Source organism: Caldimonas thermodepolymerans (assembly GCF_015476235.1).
GTDB classification, from domain to species: Bacteria; Pseudomonadota; Gammaproteobacteria; order Burkholderiales; family Burkholderiaceae_C; genus Caldimonas; species Caldimonas thermodepolymerans.
This window is the reverse complement of sequence record NZ_CP064338.1, coordinates 62,940-78,641: the sequence shown is the minus strand read 5'-3', so window position 1 is coordinate 78,641 and position 15,702 is coordinate 62,940. Positions and strand designations below refer to the sequence as shown.

Annotated in this window: 18 protein-coding genes; 8 read left to right on the top strand and 10 right to left on the bottom strand. The window is 73.0% G+C overall.

All coding sequences use genetic code 11. The features are described 5' to 3' along the window. Nucleotides 1-3 precede the first annotated feature (3 nt). The 3 genes from IS481_RS00375 to IS481_RS00365 are packed head-to-tail and all read right to left on the bottom strand — an operon-like array spanning nt 4 to nt 1,229. The gene (locus IS481_RS00375; protein ID WP_419186870.1) at nt 4-216 is read right to left on the bottom strand and encodes a SlyX family protein; all 213 of its coding nucleotides are present in this window, start codon (nt 214-216) and stop codon (nt 4-6) included. 34 nt (nt 217-250) lie between these two features. After that, the gene (locus IS481_RS00370; protein WP_232529389.1) at nt 251-745 is read right to left on the bottom strand and encodes a DUF6152 family protein; all 495 of its coding nucleotides are present in this window, start codon (nt 743-745) and stop codon (nt 251-253) included. A 25-nt stretch (nt 746-770) separates the two neighbouring features. Continuing rightward, entirely contained in the window at nt 771-1,229 is a 459-nt protein-coding gene (locus IS481_RS00365) for a hypothetical protein (protein ID WP_104357313.1), read from the bottom strand. A gap of 357 nt (nt 1,230-1,586) precedes the next feature. On the opposite strand from IS481_RS00365, the gene IS481_RS00360 reads away from it, so the two are divergent. Together IS481_RS00360 and IS481_RS00355 are read left to right on the top strand one after the other, a co-directional pair. Next, entirely contained in the window at nt 1,587-2,519 is a 933-nt protein-coding gene (locus tag IS481_RS00360) for a porin (protein WP_104357312.1), read from the top strand. A gap of 220 nt (nt 2,520-2,739) precedes the next feature. After that, a complete protein-coding gene (locus IS481_RS00355) occupies nt 2,740-3,090 on the top strand; it encodes a DUF1428 domain-containing protein (protein ID WP_104357311.1) in 351 nt (116 codons plus the stop codon). A 20-nt stretch (nt 3,091-3,110) separates the two neighbouring features. On the opposite strand, the gene IS481_RS00350 is transcribed toward IS481_RS00355, so the two are convergent. Continuing rightward, nucleotides 3,111-4,256, bottom strand: coding sequence for a DJ-1/PfpI family protein (locus tag IS481_RS00350; protein WP_232529387.1), 1,146 nt, complete (start codon nt 4,254-4,256; stop codon nt 3,111-3,113). A 34-nt stretch (nt 4,257-4,290) separates the two neighbouring features. Between IS481_RS00350 and IS481_RS00345 the strand changes: the two genes are divergently transcribed. Next, the gene (locus IS481_RS00345) at nt 4,291-5,289 is read left to right on the top strand and encodes a GlxA family transcriptional regulator (protein WP_104357310.1); all 999 of its coding nucleotides are present in this window, start codon (nt 4,291-4,293) and stop codon (nt 5,287-5,289) included. 25 nt (nt 5,290-5,314) lie between these two features. Here IS481_RS00345 and IS481_RS00340 read toward each other — a convergent pair whose 3' ends face one another. Both IS481_RS00340 and IS481_RS00335 read right to left on the bottom strand, forming a co-directional pair. Next, on the bottom strand, nt 5,315-6,307 hold the full coding sequence (locus IS481_RS00340; protein WP_104357309.1) for a zinc-dependent alcohol dehydrogenase family protein: 993 nt from the start codon (nt 6,305-6,307) through the stop codon (nt 5,315-5,317). A gap of 76 nt (nt 6,308-6,383) precedes the next feature. Beyond that, nucleotides 6,384-6,695 (bottom strand): ElaB/YgaM/YqjD family protein, encoded by a 312-nt coding sequence (locus IS481_RS00335; RefSeq protein WP_104357308.1) that lies wholly within the window; start codon nt 6,693-6,695, stop codon nt 6,384-6,386. Nucleotides 6,696-6,888: 193 nt separating this feature from the next. Here IS481_RS00335 and IS481_RS00330 point away from each other — a divergent pair, with 193 nt between their 5' ends. After that, nucleotides 6,889-8,637 carry a PHA/PHB synthase family protein gene (locus tag IS481_RS00330; RefSeq protein WP_104357307.1) on the top strand — a complete coding sequence of 583 codons (1,749 nt, stop codon included), beginning with the start codon at nt 6,889-6,891 and terminating at the stop codon, nt 8,635-8,637. Nucleotides 8,638-8,659: 22 nt separating this feature from the next. On the opposite strand, the gene IS481_RS00325 is transcribed toward IS481_RS00330, so the two are convergent. Continuing rightward, the gene (locus tag IS481_RS00325) at nt 8,660-9,040 is read right to left on the bottom strand and encodes a hypothetical protein (RefSeq protein WP_104357306.1); all 381 of its coding nucleotides are present in this window, start codon (nt 9,038-9,040) and stop codon (nt 8,660-8,662) included. A 136-nt stretch (nt 9,041-9,176) separates the two neighbouring features. Here IS481_RS00325 and IS481_RS00320 point away from each other — a divergent pair, with 136 nt between their 5' ends. Further along, nucleotides 9,177-9,809 (top strand): DUF1294 domain-containing protein, encoded by a 633-nt coding sequence (locus tag IS481_RS00320; RefSeq protein WP_104357305.1) that lies wholly within the window; start codon nt 9,177-9,179, stop codon nt 9,807-9,809. Between the two features lie 7 nt (nt 9,810-9,816). Here the strand turns inward: IS481_RS00320 and IS481_RS00315 are convergent, their stop codons facing one another. Next, nucleotides 9,817-11,019: an MFS transporter gene (locus IS481_RS00315; RefSeq protein WP_104357304.1), complete on the bottom strand. Its 1,203-nt coding sequence runs from the start codon at nt 11,017-11,019 to the stop codon at nt 9,817-9,819. Continuing rightward, nucleotides 11,016-12,275 (bottom strand): SGNH/GDSL hydrolase family protein, encoded by a 1,260-nt coding sequence (locus tag IS481_RS00310; protein WP_104357303.1) that lies wholly within the window; start codon nt 12,273-12,275, stop codon nt 11,016-11,018. The genes IS481_RS00315 and IS481_RS00310 overlap by 4 nt, the downstream gene beginning before the upstream one ends. Before the next feature lie 79 nt (nt 12,276-12,354). Between IS481_RS00310 and IS481_RS00305 the strand changes: the two genes are divergently transcribed. From IS481_RS00305 to IS481_RS00295, 3 genes are all read left to right on the top strand, one after another. After that, nucleotides 12,355-13,239, top strand: a complete 885-nt coding sequence (locus IS481_RS00305; RefSeq protein WP_104357302.1) for a LysR family transcriptional regulator — start codon at nt 12,355-12,357, stop codon at nt 13,237-13,239. A gap of 149 nt (nt 13,240-13,388) precedes the next feature. Beyond that, nucleotides 13,389-13,829 carry a gamma-glutamylcyclotransferase family protein gene (locus IS481_RS00300; RefSeq protein ID WP_170067452.1) on the top strand — a complete coding sequence of 147 codons (441 nt, stop codon included), beginning with the start codon at nt 13,389-13,391 and terminating at the stop codon, nt 13,827-13,829. Next, nucleotides 13,826-14,377, top strand: coding sequence for a DUF4256 domain-containing protein (locus tag IS481_RS00295; RefSeq protein ID WP_165908754.1), 552 nt, complete (start codon nt 13,826-13,828; stop codon nt 14,375-14,377). Before IS481_RS00300 ends, IS481_RS00295 begins: the two co-directional genes overlap by 4 nt. A gap of 94 nt (nt 14,378-14,471) precedes the next feature. Here IS481_RS00295 and IS481_RS00290 read toward each other — a convergent pair whose 3' ends face one another. Then, nucleotides 14,472-15,650, bottom strand: a complete 1,179-nt coding sequence (locus tag IS481_RS00290; RefSeq protein ID WP_104357300.1) for an acetyl-CoA C-acetyltransferase — start codon at nt 15,648-15,650, stop codon at nt 14,472-14,474. Between the last annotated feature and the right edge of the window lie 52 nt (nt 15,651-15,702).

Below are 15,702 nucleotides of genomic sequence, written 5' to 3'. Positions count from 1 at the left end.
CCTTCAGTAGTGCGGCGGCAGCTCCTCGCGCAGGCTGCGCAGCACCGCGCCGCTGCCGTCGTCGACCCGCTCGCGCAGCCGCGCGACCTCGCGGGCCAGGGTCTGCAGCTGCAGCTGCTGCCGCACGACCACCTCGTTGAGCCGGTCGATCGTGTCCTCGGCGTAGCTGAGCTTGATCTCGAGGTCGATCAGGCGTTGTTCGATCCGTTCGTCCATCGTCATCGTGTGTCCGTCGTGGCGGCAGGCCGCCTCAGGCCGGCGAGGAGCGCATGCCGTAGGTCCTGCCGCCGAGGAACAGGTATTCGGCGCGCAGCACCGCCTCGCCCTCTTCCTCGAAATACGTGTAGCCCAGCACGCCCACCTCGGTGCCGGGCTGGATCTCGGGCACCTGCCAGGCGTTCATGCGGGTCAGCGGCGCCAGCTCGATGGTCCAGCGCCGGTCGGCGCGTCGCGGCAGCTGCGCCGCGGCCAGCAGCGCCGGCCCGTCCACCGGGGCGGTCTGCGCCGGCAGGGCGCGCTGCTTCAGGTCCGCCGGCAGCTGCAGCTGCTCGGGGCGCTCCAGCACGAGCTCCGCATGCGGGTTGCGCCAGCGCACCTCGACGGCCCGGCCCTCCAGGTAGAGCGGGCGGTTCTGGTCGAAGCGGCTCCAGCCGTGGTGGGCCCAGGCCAGGCGCGCCCAGGCGGGCAACAGCAGCACCGCGCCGCCGGCGGCCAGCGCGGTGCGTCGGGACAGGGGACGGGTCATGGCAGCGCTCCTCGGTTCGCACGGTTCAGACATAGGCGATCCAGCGCCCGCACGCCAGCACGGCCAGCCACAGCGCCAGCGACAGCGCGGTCTGGGCGCGGGCGATGCCGTCGACGCGGCGCACCCCGCCGCGCGCATGGAACATCGCGGCGTTGGTGCCCGCCAGCATCAGCAGGCCCATTTTCCAGACAAAGGCGCGGTTGGCCAGCAGTTCCCCGGGCTGCGTCGCGAACATCGTCAGCCCGCTGGCGGCGGCGAGCAGGAAGCCGGCCACGCTCAGGCCCAGCGCCAGGCGCGCGAGCGCCGGCGGCGGCAGCTCCCGGCCCAGGCCCCAGACGCGCAGCTCGAACACCACCAGGCTGCCCAGCAGCAGTGCGATGCCGAGCAGGTGCAGCGTCTCCAGCACCGGGTAGGCGACCGGGTGGCCGGCGATCCAGGCCAGCCCGTCATAGGCGGCGAGTCGGTCAAGCGGGGAGGGCGTCATGGGACGCAACGGTAGCAAACCCGGCGCGGCCGGCATGCGCACGGTGCGTGCGGAAAGCGACCATTGCTATTTTTGCAATGGTTATTTGCTGTCTCCGCAACAGTGCCGCTTTTTGCATCAATCCCTAGGGGTTAACCCGGCTCCAGGCCGCGCCAGGGCTTGGATACAGCCCCCAGGGATGGTCCCCTGGACAGGCCCAAAAGGTTGTGGCATGGCGGATACATCCGAGCTTGACCCGGGGGTTTCTACCAAGAGTTGTAACAGGCGCGTGCTTCACTCCGGCATGCCTACCGCTGAAGAAGCAAGGGCTCGGCTGGTCACAGCCGACTCGTCAACACAACCCTGAGGTAGAACCCAATGAAAAAGACGCTTATCGCGATCGCCGCTTTCGGCGCGCTGGCTGGCGCCGCCCAAGCCCAGTCGCAAGTCACGCTGTACGGCCGTGTCGACCTGGGCCTGACCCGCAACATCGGCAATGACTTCTTCGAGCTGCAGCAGAACTCGGGCAGCCGCCTGGGCGTGCGTGGCGTCGAAGACCTCGGCGGCGGCCTGAAGGCCGTGTTCAACATCGAACACCGCTTCACGGCCGACAACGGCCAAGCCGCGGACACCTTCTGGGCCGGCCGCTCGGTCGTGGGCCTGCAAGGCAGCTTCGGTGAAGTGGTGCTGGGCCGCGAATACGTGCCGGCTCGCAACATCGCCAACAAGGCCGACCCGTGGGGTGGCGACACCGTCGCCAAGATGGAACCGATCCTGTTCGGCGGCATCCTGCCGACCCGTCAGGACAACTCCATCACCTACACCTCGCCGGTGTTCTCCGGCCTGCAAGCCCAGGCTCAAGTCACCGTGGACGAAGTGGCGGGCAACGACAACAAGGCGTTCTACAGCGTGAACGTCAGCTACGCCGCCGGTCCGGTGTGGGTCGGCTACGGCTACAGCAAGTCGGGCGTGGACGACGACAAGTGGCACATCCTGAGCGGCTCCTATGACTTCGGCGTCGCCAAGGTCATCGCCGCCTACGGCCAAGGCACCCCCGAAGGCGCGCTGGCTGCCGACAAGCACCGCAGCTACCTGATCGGCGCGACCGCCCCGCTGGCCGGCGGCGAACTGCGTGTCGCCTACGGCAAGCTGGAAGCCGTGGATCCGGACGAGGATCTGTCGAGCAAGTTCGGCATCGGCTACCACTACCCGCTGTCCAAGCGCACCACGGTCTACGTCGACGTGGCTCGCGACGGCGAAGTCAACGAGCACAAGACCGGTGTCGACTTCGGTCTGAAGCACAACTTCTGATGACCGCCGGGCCCTGGCGGCCCGGGACACAGCACCAGTTGCAACTATCTCCTGGGTGCAAGATTCACCCAGCGAGAATTTCGGCCTCCGCCCACCGGCGGAGGCCTTTTTTCTTTCAGGGTCGCGAAACGCCCCCCGGGACCTGTCGAAATCCCGTCCTGTCGTTCGTCATGCACGGGAAGCGCCGCGCGGTGGCGGCGCCGCAGCCAGGAGAGCAACGATGTACGTAGACGGTTTCGTGGTCGCCGTGCCGACGACCAACAAGGAGCTGTATCGCGAGCAGGCCGCCCGGGCCGCGGTCGTCTTCAGGGAACACGGGGCCCTGAGCGTCGTCGAGTGCTGGGGCGACGACGTGCCCGACGGGAAAGTCACCTCCTTCCCGATGGCCGTGAAGTGCCGGCCCGACGAGACGGTGGTGTTCTCGTGGATCACCTGGCCGTCGCGGGCCGCGCGCGAGGAGGGCATGAAGAAGGTCATGGCCGACCCGCGCCTGGATCCCGAGACCACGCCCATGCCCTTCGACGGCAAGCGCATGATCTACGGCGGCTTCGAGGTCCTGCTCGAGGCCTGAGCGCCCGGCGTGCCGCCGGTTCAGGCGCTGCCGCAGCCGTGCTCGAGGGCGGGGTATTCCATCTCGAGCATCACCCATTCCTGCCGCATCGCGCCATGGCGCGCGCCGATCTCGCACAGCGTGCGGTCCAGCAGCGGCAACGGCCGCACCCCGTCGGGCAGCGGCAGCCGCGGCCAGGGCGCCGCCGCGGGGTGGGCGACCAGCTGCAGCCCGCTGCGCAGCCGCACCGTCGGGGTGGGCGCCGCGGCCTCGACGGTCATGCGGCCGGTGCGCGACCAGGCGTCGGCCACCAGGGCCAGCGCGACGTCGTCCATGCCGTCGCGCACGTCCACGGCCCGGCGCTCGCCGCGCCAGAACGCGGCCTTGTTGACCAGGTAGTTCCAGGCCCGCGCGCCGGTGAGGCGAAACGGCGTGCTGTCGTGCGCCGGCCCCCAGGCGGGCACGCCCAGTTCGTCGGCCAGCGCCCGGGCCCGTGCGTGCCCGCCGACCGCTTCGACCAGCGCCAGCATGGCCGGCACCGAGGCGGTGATGCCGGTGGTGGTGGCCACGCCGCGGTCGATCACGTAGCGCAGGTGCGGCACGTGGGTGCCCGCGGGGTGGCGGCGCTGCATCCGGCTGCGGTCGTACCAGTGGCCGGTGTAGCGCCGGCCGTCGAGCAGGCCGGCCTCGCCCACCACGCGCGTGCCCCGGCACACGCCGATCACGATCGCACCGCGGGCGGCCTGCCGGCGCAGCCAGGCCAGCAGGACCGGATCGTCGTCGCGCGCCAGGGCCGGCACGATGACGTAGTCCGCGCCGCCGGGATGGGCCCGGTCGAAGCCGGCGAGGTCCTGCTCGGCCTGCACCGCCAGCGCCGGAAACAGCTGGACCGTCCCGGGATGCCCGGCCACCACCTGCACGTCGAACAGGCCGGAGCGTTCCAGCACCGCGTGCGGCAACAGCAGGTCGGTGGTCTCGGTGCCGTCGTTCAGCGCCAGCACCGCGACCACCGGGCGGCCGGGACGGCGCGGGCGCAGGGCCTCGACGAAGGCCTGTCCCTCGCGCTGCACCGCCTCGGGCTGCGGGGGCGGGGGCAGCGGCGTGCGCGAGCCGCAGCCCGCCATCCACCCCGCCGCCAGCAGGGTGGCCGCCATCGTCCATGCGCGCATCGAGCCGAACATCTGCATTCCCTTTGCCTGATCCGTCTTTCCGAGCCTAGGTATGTCCGCCACGCCCCACAAGGACGCAAATGCCGCGCTTCCTGCCCTCGACGTCGTGCTGGTGGCCTTCGACGGGGTCGAGCCGATCGACCTTGCCGGTCCGGCCAGCGTGTTCAGCAAGGCCGAGGCCCTGCGGCCCGGCCGCTACCGGCTGCACCTCGCCTCGCCGGACGGAGGCCCGGTGCGGTCCAACGCCGGGCTGTGCCTGGCGGTGGACGGGGCGCTGTCGCACGCGCCCACCCCGCCCGACACCGTGATCGTGGCCGGCGGCGACGCGGCCGGGGTGCGCGCGGCGATCCATGCACGGCTCGCGCCGGACTGGCTGGCGGGCGTGGCCCCGCGCACCCGGCGGGTCGCGAGCGTGTGCACCGGGGCCTTCGTGCTGGCCGCCGCCGGCCTGCTCGACGGACGCGAGGCCACCACCCACTGGGCCGCCTGCGAGCAGCTGCAGGTGCTGTACCCGCGCGTCCAGGTGCGGCGCGAATGCATCTACGTGCGCGACGGCCCGGTCTGGACCTCGGCCGGCGTGACCACCGGCATCGAGCTGGCCCTGGCCCTGGTGGAGGACGACCTCGGCCGCGAGGTCTCGATGGACATCGCCCGCGCGCTGGCGCTGCCGCTGTTGCGCGACGGCGGGCAGGCGCAGCTGAGCCCGATGCTGCAGGCACAGGCCGCGGCCAGCCGCCGGCTGCGCGACCTGCCGGCCTGGATCGCGACCCACCTGCAGGACGACCTGTCGGTCGCGGCGCTGGCGCAACGCGTGTCGATGAGCCCGCGGCACTTCGCGCGCTCGTTCGCCGCCGAGATCGGCTGCACGCCGGCACGCTACGTCGCGCAGCAGCGCCTGCAGGCCGCCGAGCAGCTGCTGCGCCGCACGCAGTGGCCGCAGGAGCGCATCGCCGGGCACTGCGGCTACGGTTCGGTCGATGCGCTGCAGCGCGCCTTCGTGCGCCGGCATGGCGTGCCGCCGCAGGCATGGCGCCGTCGCAGCGGCCCCTGAAGCCGCCCCGCGCGAGGCGACCGGCTCAGGGGATCAGCACCGCCGCGCCCTGCAGCGCACCGGCGGCCAGGTCCGCCAGCGCCTCGTTGGCGCGCTCGAGCTGGTAGCGCGTCACCTCGACGCGCAGCGGCATGCCGGCGATCGCCGCGAGGAAGTCGCGACCGTCGGCGCGCGTGAGGTTGGCCACCGAGACCAGCTCGCGCTCCTCCCACAGCAGGCGGTACGGGAAGGACGGGATGTCGCTCATGTGGATGCCGCCGCACACGACGCGCCCGCCCTTGCGCACCGCCTGCAACGCCAGCGGCACCAGCTCGCCCACCGGGGCGAACAGGATGGCCGCGTCGAGCTCGCAGGGCGGCCGCTCGTCCGAACCGCCGGCCCAGACCGCGCCCAGCGAGCGCGCGAACGCCTGGCCGTCCCGGTCGCCCGGGCGCGTGAAGGCATGGACGCGCCGGCCCTGGTGACTGGCCACCTGGGCCAGCAGGTGGGCGGCGGCGCCGAAGCCGTACAGCCCGAGGTCCATCGCGTCGTCGCCGGCCGCGCGCAGCGAGCGGTACCCGATCAGCCCGGCGCACAGCAGCGGCGCGATGCGCGCCGCATCCGGCTCGGGCAGGCCGTCGAGCGGCAGGCAGTAGTCGGCCGCGGCAACCACGTGGGTCGCGTAGCCGCCGTCGCGCGTGTAGCCGGTGAACACCGGCGTGTCGCAGAGGTTCTCGCGCCCGGCGCCGCAATAGCGGCAGTGGCCGCAGGTCTGCCCGAGCCAGGGCACGCCGGCCCGCTGGCCGGGCCGCCACCCCGTCACGCCGGGGCCGAGCGCGTCGACCTCGCCGACGATCTCGTGGCCCGGGACGAGGGGCAGGCGCGGATGCGGCAGCTCGCCGTGCACCACGTGCAGGTCGGTGCGGCACACCGCGCAGGCGTGCACGCGCAGCCGCACCTCGCCGGATCCGGGGACCGGGTCCGGGCGCTCTTCCAGCCGCAGCGGCTGCCCGGGGGCATGCAGGACCATGGCTTTCATGGCAGTCGATGTTGTAGCGCGCTCAGGCACGGGATGCCAGTGGCGCCCGGCGCCGGCCGGGCCTCCCGCGCACGCGTCACCTGCGCAGGCCCACCAGCGCCGCGCCGACCAGCGCACCCACCGCGGCGGCCACGCCGATCACCTGCCAGGGGTGCTCGTGCACGTAGCCGTCGGTCGCGCGGCCGGCCGCACGCACCCGGCCGGCCAGGCGGTCTTCCACCTCGCCCAGCTGCTGCCGGGTCTCGGCAAGCCGGTCGAGCAGGCGCTCGTACTGTTCCTGCATCTCGCCGTTGGCCTGTCGTGCGGCCGAGCGCAGCAGCGATTCCATGTCGCGCGCCACGAGTTTCATGTCGGCCGTCAGTCGTTCCTTGCGCATCCGGGTGTCCATGGTTCAGCTCCATCGGGGCGTGCCCGCCGGCCTGCGGCGCAGGCAGCGGCACGTCCGTCCATCTTGAACCGCATCGCGCGCGCCGCTTTGCGCCAGCTCACGTCCGGCGTGCGCCGGCGACCCGCCTTGACCGGCCTCAATCCGCACGCCGGCCGTGCGCCGCAAGATGGTCCATCATCCTGCGGGAGGTCCCATGCCCGACCACGACGACCGCCGTTCCGGCAGCACCTTCCAGCCCCTCGACGTGCCCCTGAAGGTGGCGCTGGCCCGCATGACGCACGGGCTGTCGCCCTCGGCGCTGGCCAATGCGTTCAGCGACTGGTACTGGCACCTGGCGATGTCGCCCGGCAAGCAGCTGCAGCTCGCCGAAAGCGCCTGGAAGCAGCAGCTGCAGTGGCTGCTGTACGTGCAGGCCTGGGGCATGGGGCTGTGCCCGCCCTGCCAGGAACCGGGCCCGCCGGACAAGCGCTTCGCCCCGCCACAGTGGCAGCGCCCGCCCTACCACCTGCTCGCGCAGGCCTTTTTGCTCGCCCAGCAGTGGTGGCGCGAGGCCACCACCGGCGTGCGCGGTGTCTCGAAGCACCACGAGCACGTGGTGGAGTTCGTCACGCGCCAGTGGCTGGACGTCTGGTCGCCGAGCAACTTCGTCGCCACCAACCCGCAGGTGCAGGAAGAGACCCTGCGCACGCTGGGCTACAACCTGCTGCGCGGCGGCGCCAACTGGTGGCGCGACGCGCTGGCGGTGCTGACCGACGGCCGGCCCGCCGGCGTCGAGCGCTTCCGGCCCGGCGAGACGGTGGCCGTCACGCCCGGGCAGGTGGTCTACCGCAACCGGCTGATCGAGCTGATCCGCTACGCCCCCGCGACCGACAAGGTGCACCCCGAGCCGGTGCTGGTCGTGCCGTCGTGGATCATGAAGTACTACATCCTCGACCTGTCGCCCGGGAACTCGATGGTGAAGTACCTCGTCGGGCGGGGCCACACGGTGTACATGATCTCCTGGAAGAACCCCGGCGGCGAGGACCGCGACCTCGGCATGGAGGACTACCTGGACCTGGGCGTGTTCGCCGCGCTGGACGCGATCACCCGGGCGCAGCCCGAGGTGCCGTTGCACGGCGTGGGCTATTGCCTGGGCGGCACGCTGATGGCGATCGCCGCGGCGGCGCTGGCGCGCGACCGCAAGCCGCTGCTGAAGACGCTGACCCTGCTGGCCGCGCAGACCGACTTCGAGGAGCCGGGCGAGCTGGGCCTGTTCATCGACGAGAGCCAGATCGCCTTCCTCGAGGACCTGATGGCCGAACAGGGCTACCTGGACGGCCGGCAGATGGCCGGCGCCTTCGCGCTGATCAACTCCAAGGACCTGGTGTGGTCCAAGCTCGTGCACGAGTACCTGATGGGCGCGCGCACGCCGCTGACCGACCTGCGCGCCTGGAACGCCGACGCCACGCGCATGCCGCAGCGCATGCACGGCGAGTACCTGCGCCGGCTCTACCTCGACAACGACCTGGCCGAAGGCCGCTACACCGTGCATGGCCGGCCGGTCGCGCTGAAGGACATCCGCGTGCCGATGTTCGTCGTCAGCACCGAGCGCGACCATGTCTCGCCCTGGCCCTCGGTCTACAAGATCCACCTGCTCAGCGACGCCGAGATCACCTTCGTGCTGACCAGCGGCGGGCACAACGTGGGCATCGTCAACCCGCCCGACGGCCCGGCCGCCTCGCCGCAAGCCCGCTACCGCATCGACGTGCGCGCCGCCGGCGGCCCCTACGTGGACGCGCCGACCTGGCAGGAGCTGGCCGAAGCGCGCGAGGGCTCCTGGTGGCCCGCCTGGCAGGCGTGGCTTGCCGCGCGCTCCGGCCGGCCGGTCAAGGCACCGGCAACGGGTGTCGGGCGCTGGCGCGCGCTGTGCGAGGCGCCGGGGACGTACGTGCACATGGGCTGACCGGCCCGCCCGCGGCGGCGCATCACTCGCCGATCGCCCCCCACCAGCAGGACTGCAGCGTCGCCTTCAGCACCGCCTCGTCGCCGCCATAGTCGTTGAAGTCCGCCACCAGCCCGCACGAGGCCTCGCGGTCGCGGCCTTCGACCGGGCAGTCGCCACCGGTGCTGTAGTAGTACTGCCCCTCGACCGGCGAATAGGCAGGCGGGCCGAGCAGGGCATCGAGCTGCGCCCGGGTCATGCCGGTGCGCACGCGCCGCGCCGCGGGCGGCATCAGGTCCTCCGGGCCCATGACGTCGCAGGCTGCGGGCGCCTGCGGCGGCCGGGCGTGCGTCAGGGCCACGGGCAAGGTGCCCACCAAGGCGGCCAGGGCAAGGCGCGTGAAGCTCGGGATCGGACGGGTCATCGGTCAGGAGTGCGGTCGATGCAGCTGCGGCACATTCTGACCGCATTCCGGCCCGGGACGGCCCGAGGCGGCACCAGGCCACGGGCCTGCGGCCGCGAGGCCCCCGCGGCACGGGGGCGCCGGCACAATCGCCGCCATGCGCATCACCGGCACCCTCACCACCTGGCACGACGACCGCGGCTTCGGCTTTCTCGCCCCGTCGCAAGGCGGGCCGGACGTGTTCGTGCACATCACCGCCTTTCCGCCCGGCAGCCCGAGACCGGGCGCGGGACAGGTGCTCGGCGTGGAGGTGGAGACTGCCGCGGACAGCCGCCGGCGCGCGCGCACCGTGTACCTGCCGGCGCAGGCGCAGCGTGCGGCCGCCCGGCCGGCCCGGCGCGCCGATCCACCGGCACCCTGGGCCCTGCCACGCGCGCTGGCGATCCCGGCGTTCGTCGCGATCCTCGCCGGCACCGCGTGGCGCTGGGGCATGTCGCCGGCGGTGCCGCTGGCCCTGCTGGGCCTGAGCCTCGTGACCTTCGGCGCCTACGTGTTCGACAAGTCCGCGGCCGTGGCCGGACGGTGGCGCACGCGCGAGCAGACGCTGCACCTGCTGGGCCTGCTCAGCGGCTGGCCCGGGGCGCTGGTGGCGCAGCAGCGGCTGCGCCACAAGACCCGCAAGACCGCCTTCGTCGTGACGTTCTGGATCACGGCGGTGCTGAACGTCGCGGCGCTGGTGGCCTGGCACGCGGGGCTGCTGCCGGCCTTGGCCGCCGGGTGGGGCCGCTGACGGCAACTCAGGCCGGCTCGGCCGCGGGGCGGCGGGCGCGCGAGGCCAGCGCCAGCGCGAGCCCCAGGGCCATCAGCGCCCACACCGCCGACAGCCACGGCAGCCCGGACAGCGGCAACCCGGCTTCCAGCGCCCACGACCCTGCCCACGCCGCGCCGGCGTTGCCGAGGTTGAAGGCGGCAATGTTCAGCGTGGAGCCGAGCGCCTGCGCATCGGCGGCTTCCTCGAGCACGCGGCTCTGCAGCCCGGGCGCGGTGGCGAAGGCCACCAAACCCCAGAGGAAGATGCCGGCGGTCAGCAGCGGCGGCCAGGCGAGCAGCAGGCTCAGCGCCGCTTCCAGCACGGCCAGCGCCGCGAGGATCACGACCATCGAACGCCCCGGCCAGCGGTCGGCGGCCCAGCCGCCCAGCATGTTGCCGACCGTCAGCCCCAGGCCGAACAGCAGCAGCACGGCGCTGACCTGGCCGGCGCTGAAGCCGGCTTCGGACTGCAGCAGCGGCGAGAGGAAGGTCAGCGTCGTGAAGATGCCGCCGAAGCCCAGTGCGGTGAGGCCCAGCGCGCCGAGCAGGCGCGGGCGCCGCAGGATGCGCCAGCCGGCGCTGCGGGCCGCGCCACCTGCGTGCAGGTCCAGCGCGCGCGGCACCAGCAGCTGCAGCGCGACCAGCGCGACGGCCCCCAGCGCGCTGACGCACCAGAAGGTCGCGCGCCAGCCGACGTGCTGGCCGATCCAGGCCCCCGCCGGCACGCCCAGCACGTTGGCCAGCGTCAGGCCGCTGAACATCAGTGCGATCGCGGCCGAGCGGCGCTGCGGCGGCACCAGCGCGGCGGCCACCGTGGCGCCCAGGCCGAAGAAGGCGCCATGCGTCAGCGAGGCGACGATGCGACCGGCCATCAGCCAGCCGTAGCCGGGCGCCAGCGCGCACATCAGGTTGCCGACGATGAACAGCAGCATCAGCAGCGACAGCGCCCGGTGCGGCGTCGCGCGCGCGGTCAGCGCGGCCAGCGGCGGGGCGCCGAAGGCCACGCCGAGCGCATAGCCGGTCACCAGCAGCCCGGCACTCGGCAGGCTGACGCCGGTGTCGGCGGCCACTGCGGGCAGCAGGCCGACGATCACGAACTCGGTGGTGCCGATCGCGAACGCGGCCAGGGCCAGCGCCAGCAAGGGCCAGGGAAAGGCACGGGAAGCGGCGGTCGGGGTGGCAGGGTTCATCGTTGGTCCTCCACGGCGGCGCCGAGCAGGGTGGCAAGGTCGATGGCCTCGGCCATCGCGCGGTAACCGGTGTCGCCGGGATGCAGGTGGTCGCCCGAGTCATAGGCCGGATGCAGGCGGGCCGGGTCGGCGGGGTCGCGCAGCACGGCATCGAAGTCGACCACCGCATCGAACGCGGAGGTCGTGCGGATCCAGGCATTCAGCGCCTGGCGCAAGGCGTCCTTGGCGACGCTGTAGTGGCCTTCGAGCGGCGTGCCCTGCAGCGCGTCCTTGAAGGGCGGCAAGGTCGCCCCGACCACGCGCACGCCGCGGGCGCGGGCCTGCGCGGCCAGCCGCCGCAGCCCGTCGGCCAGGTGGTCGAGGGTCGGCAACGCTTCCCCGGGCGCGAACGGCCCGCCGGGCCAGCCGATGTCGTTGGTGCCCAGCAGCACGACCACGGCGCGCACGCCGGGATGGTCCAGCGCGTCGCGCCCGAAGCGGGCCAGCGCGCGCTCGCCCATGCCGTCGCGCAGCAGGCGGTTGCCGGAGATGCCGGCGTTGAGCACCGCCACCCCCAGCGGCGCGAGCCGGCGCGAGAGATGGTCGGGCCAGCGCTGGTCGGCGCCGGGCGTCGCGCCGTTGCCATCGGTGAGCGAATCGCCGATCGCCACCACCGCGACGGGCGGGCGCGCGGCCTGCACCTGCAAGGCGGTGACGAAGGCGCGCGCGGACAGCGGCGGCGCATCTGCCGGGGTCGGCCGGCCGGTCGCGTCACCGGGCAACAGCCAGGCCGGCTCGCGGGCATCCCAGTGGAACCCCGCCGGCGCGGCCACCCCGGGCAGGTACAGGTCCACTTCCAGGCGCTCGCCGGCACGCACGGGCAGTGCCACCGGATCGCTGAGCCGCTGCGCCCGCGGCGGCAGCAGCGTGCCGTCGGCGCCGCCAAAGCGCACCGGCACGGCCTCGGCGTGGCCCGGGCGACGGATCGTCATGCGCCCGACCCGCAAGGGACTGCGGCCGTAGGCATTGCTGATGGCCAGTCGCACGCGATCGCCGCCCAGGCTGGTGCGCAGCGTCTGGCGCAAGGTGACGTCGCGCAGCTGCGACGGCATGCCCGGTGGCAGCACGAAGCGCTCGTCCCACACGGGTTGCGGGGGAGCGATCCAGGTGGTCTGCCATGCAGGGGGCATCGCCTCGGCACGCACGGACGAGGCGACGCCGGCCAGCCACGCACAGGCCGCCAGGCCGCAGAGGAGGAAGGCATGTCGTGGTCTCATGCCGCCACTGTCCTTCATTCCATTCGGGATGAGAAGCTGCCAGAATGGAAGCCTCACCATTCCAGACTGGAATATCCCGATGGACCGGCTGCGTGCCATGCAATGCTTCGTCCGGGCCGTCGAGCTGGGCAGCCTCTCGGCCGCGGCACGCTCGCTTGCGACCACCCAGCCCACGGTCAGCAAGCAGATCGCCGCCCTGGAGGCGAGCCTGGGCGTGCGCCTGCTCGAGCGCGGCCCGGCGCGCGTGGTGCCGACCGACGAAGGCGCACGCTTCCTCGAGAGCGCCCGCCGGCTGCTGGAGGACTACGAGGACGCCGTCACCGCGCTGGACGAAGGCACGCGCCAGCCGCGCGGGCTGGTGCGCATCTCGGCGCCGGTGGCGCTGGGCGAGCTGCACCTGCACCGGCTGATGCTGCAGGCGCTGCAGCAATACCCGGAACTGCGCATCGACCTGATGCTGGAAGACCGCTACGTCGACCCGGTCGCCGAGCGCTACGACCTGATGGTGCGCATCGGCAGCGCCTTGCCGCCGGACATGGTGGCGCGCGAGCTGGCGCGCTGGCCGCGCTACATCGTCGCCTCGGCCGACTACGTGCGCCGGCATGGCCGCCCGCGCCGGCTGGAGGACCTGGCGCGCCATCCCTTCCTGCGCTATCCGCTCGGCGAGGACGACACCGTGACCCTCACCGGCCCCGACGGCACGCGCGAGGTGCCGGTGCAGACGCGCTACCGCCTCAACAACGCCGTCGCGCTGCTCGATGCGGTGCGCGAGGGCGCGGGCATCGCGTTCCAGCCCTGCTGGATGGTCAACGGGCTGCTGCGTCGCAAGGAGCTGGTGCGCCTGCTGCCGCAGTGGAGCGGGCCGACCCAGACCGTGCACCTGGTCTACCCGCCGCGGCGGCGCCAGCCGATGCGCGTGCAGGTGATGCTGGAGCTGCTCTCGACGACGATCCGCGCGCTGTAGGCCCGTGCGCCATGCCCTTCGGCACGGCAGGCCCTTCGCGCGGCACCGGCACCCCGGCCCGGGCTTGGTGCCGGCCGGGGTGCGGGGCCACAATCGGCCCACCCTTCGAGAGGCGCCGCGGGGCGCGCCGCAAGCACGCACGACATCCCATGTCCACACTGGTCTTCGTCTACGGCACCCTGAAGCAGGGCTTTCCCAACTTCCACCGCAACCCGGGCCGCCGCATCGGCGGCGTGTACCGCACGCGGCAGCGCCTGCCGCTGTACGTCGCCGGCCTGCCCGACGAGGCCTGCGCGCCGTGGCTGGTGCACCAGCCGGGGCAGGGCTTCCAGGTACCGGGCGAACTGTACGAGATGCCCGACGAGGCCATGCCCGGGCTGGACGCCTTCGAGGAAGCGGGCCTGCCCTGGGGCTACGAGCGCCTGCGCATCGAGGTGGAAGCGGTCGACGACCCGTCCGAGGTCGTGACGGCCTGGGCCTACCTCAAGCGCCCGCAGCAGCTCTCGGCCTGCCCCACGCTGCAGGGGCCGTTCGAGGCCTACACGCCGGCGCTGGCCGCCGGCTACTGGCTGCAGGGAGCGACACCATGACACTGGACGCTGCCGACCGCGAGCGCCTGCTGCGCACGCTCGCGCAACGTTTCGCGCAACACCCGCAGCGCCACCCGGGCGTGGCCTGGGCCGACGTGGCCGCGCGGCTGGAACGCCGCCCGCAGGCGCTGGAGGTGCTGCAACGGATGGAAGCCAGCGGCGGCGAGCCGGACGTGATCGGACTGCCCGCGCCATCGGGTGGCGTGGTGTTCTGCGACTGCGCCGCCGAAAGCCCTGCGGGCCGCCGCAGCCTCTGCTACGACGCCGAGGCCCGCCGGTCGCGCAGGGAGCATGCCCCCGCGCGCAGCGCGCTCGAGATGGCCGAGGAGATCGGCGTGCAGCTGCTCGACGAGGCGCAGTACCTCGCGCTGCAGACGTTCGGCGAATTCGACCTCAAGACCTCGAGCTGGCTGCTCACGCCGCCGGACATCCGGGCGCGGGGCGGCGCGCTGTACGGCGACCGCCGCTACGGCCGCGTGTTCGTCTACCACAACGGGGCACCGTCCTACTATGCGGCGCGCGGCTTCCGCGGCTGGCTGGAGGTCTGAGCACCGCGGGCGGCCTCACCGCCCGGCCCTGACCCGCCGCGCCTGCAGCGGCCGGCTCGTGCGCCCGATGTGCGCCCCTGCCTGCGGCCTGCGCCTACAGGCGCTCGACGATGGTCACGTTGGCCATGCCGCCGCCTTCGCACATGGTCTGCAGGCCCCAGCGCTTGCCGGTCTGCCGCAGCGCGTGCACCAGCGTCGTCATCAGCTTGGTGCCCGAGGCGCCGAGCGGGTGGCCCAGCGCGATCGCGCCGCCGCGCGCGTTCATGCGCTCGGGGTCCGCATCCAGCGCCTGCAGCCAGGCCAGCGGCACCGACGCGAAGGCTTCGTTGACCTCGTAGAGGTCGATGTCCTGCAGGCGCATGCCGGCCTTGTGCAAGGCCCGCTGCGTGGCCGGGATCGGCGCTTCCAGCATGATCACCGGGTCGTGCCCCAGCACCGACATGTGGTGGATGCGCGCCAGCGGATCGACCCCCAGCTTCCTGAGGCCCTGCTCGTTGACCACCAGCACGCCCGAGGCCCCGTCGCAGATCTGGCTGGCATTGGCCGCGGTGATCACGCCGCCTTCCTGCAGCAGCTTGACCTGCGCGATCGCCTCCAGCGACGCATCGAAGCGGATGCCCTCGTCCACCTCGTGCAGCTGGCCGGTGTCGCGCCCGTCCGCATCGCGCACGGGCAACGGCACGATCTCGTCGCGGAACAACCCGGCCTGCGTGGCGGCCGCGGCGCGCTGATGGCTTTGCAGCGCGTAGCGGTCCAGCGTGTCCTTCGACAGGCCGTACTTGCGCGCCACCATCTCGGCGCCGGTGAACTGGCTGAACACCGCCTCGCCATGGCGGCGGCAGATCTCGGGGCTCTGGTAGTGCCCCATGCCGGCCTTCTGGGCCAGGGTGCTCGGGCTGCCCATCGGCACCCGCGTCATCGACTCGACGCCCGCGGCGATCACCACGTCCATCGTGCCGGACATGACGGCCTGCGCCGCGAAGTGCAGCGCCTGCTGCGAGGAGCCGCACTGGCGGTCGATCGAGGTGCCCGGCACCGACTGCGGCAGGCGCGAGGCCAGCACCGCGTTGCGCGCCACGTTGGTCGACTGCTCGCCGACCTGGCTGACGCAGCCCATCAGCACGTCGTCCACCAGCGCCGGGTCCATGCCGGTGCGGTCCACCAGCGCGTCGATCACGCGCGCCGCGAGTTCCACCGGATGCCAGCCGGACAGCCGGCCCCCGCGCCGGCCACCGGCCGTGCGCACCGCCGCCACGATGTAGGCCTGGGTCATTGCTCGTCTCCTCTGTCGTCGGCGACGCCGGGCCGGGCCGCCTGTCGTGCGT

What these genes read in the sequence shown, in the direction of transcription:
- IS481_RS00290 (WP_104357300.1), bottom strand. Translation starts at nt 15,650, where the DNA reads ATGACCCAGGCCTACATCGTGGCGGCGGTGCGCACGGCCGGTGGCCGG.
- IS481_RS00370 (WP_232529389.1), bottom strand. Translation starts at nt 745, where the DNA reads ATGACCCGTCCCCTGTCCCGACGCACCGCGCTGGCCGCCGGCGGCGCG.
- IS481_RS00320 (WP_104357305.1), top strand. Translation starts at nt 9,177, where the DNA reads ATGCGCATCACCGGCACCCTCACCACCTGGCACGACGACCGCGGCTTC.
- IS481_RS00350 (WP_232529387.1), bottom strand. Translation starts at nt 4,256, where the DNA reads ATGCAGATGTTCGGCTCGATGCGCGCATGGACGATGGCGGCCACCCTG.
- IS481_RS00365 (WP_104357313.1), bottom strand. Translation starts at nt 1,229, where the DNA reads ATGACGCCCTCCCCGCTTGACCGACTCGCCGCCTATGACGGGCTGGCC.
- IS481_RS00340 (WP_104357309.1), bottom strand. Translation starts at nt 6,307, where the DNA reads ATGAAAGCCATGGTCCTGCATGCCCCCGGGCAGCCGCTGCGGCTGGAA.
- IS481_RS00305 (WP_104357302.1), top strand. Translation starts at nt 12,355, where the DNA reads ATGGACCGGCTGCGTGCCATGCAATGCTTCGTCCGGGCCGTCGAGCTG.
- IS481_RS00355 (WP_104357311.1), top strand. Translation starts at nt 2,740, where the DNA reads ATGTACGTAGACGGTTTCGTGGTCGCCGTGCCGACGACCAACAAGGAG.
- IS481_RS00335 (WP_104357308.1), bottom strand. Translation starts at nt 6,695, where the DNA reads ATGGACACCCGGATGCGCAAGGAACGACTGACGGCCGACATGAAACTC.
- IS481_RS00295 (WP_165908754.1), top strand. Translation starts at nt 13,826, where the DNA reads ATGACACTGGACGCTGCCGACCGCGAGCGCCTGCTGCGCACGCTCGCG.
- IS481_RS00330 (WP_104357307.1), top strand. Translation starts at nt 6,889, where the DNA reads ATGCCCGACCACGACGACCGCCGTTCCGGCAGCACCTTCCAGCCCCTC.
- IS481_RS00345 (WP_104357310.1), top strand. Translation starts at nt 4,291, where the DNA reads ATGTCCGCCACGCCCCACAAGGACGCAAATGCCGCGCTTCCTGCCCTC.
- IS481_RS00360 (WP_104357312.1), top strand. Translation starts at nt 1,587, where the DNA reads ATGAAAAAGACGCTTATCGCGATCGCCGCTTTCGGCGCGCTGGCTGGC.
- IS481_RS00300 (WP_170067452.1), top strand. Translation starts at nt 13,389, where the DNA reads ATGTCCACACTGGTCTTCGTCTACGGCACCCTGAAGCAGGGCTTTCCC.
- IS481_RS00325 (WP_104357306.1), bottom strand. Translation starts at nt 9,040, where the DNA reads ATGACCCGTCCGATCCCGAGCTTCACGCGCCTTGCCCTGGCCGCCTTG.
- IS481_RS00375 (WP_419186870.1), bottom strand. Translation starts at nt 216, where the DNA reads ATGGACGAACGGATCGAACAACGCCTGATCGACCTCGAGATCAAGCTC.
- IS481_RS00310 (WP_104357303.1), bottom strand. Translation starts at nt 12,275, where the DNA reads ATGAGACCACGACATGCCTTCCTCCTCTGCGGCCTGGCGGCCTGTGCG.
- IS481_RS00315 (WP_104357304.1), bottom strand. Translation starts at nt 11,019, where the DNA reads ATGAACCCTGCCACCCCGACCGCCGCTTCCCGTGCCTTTCCCTGGCCC.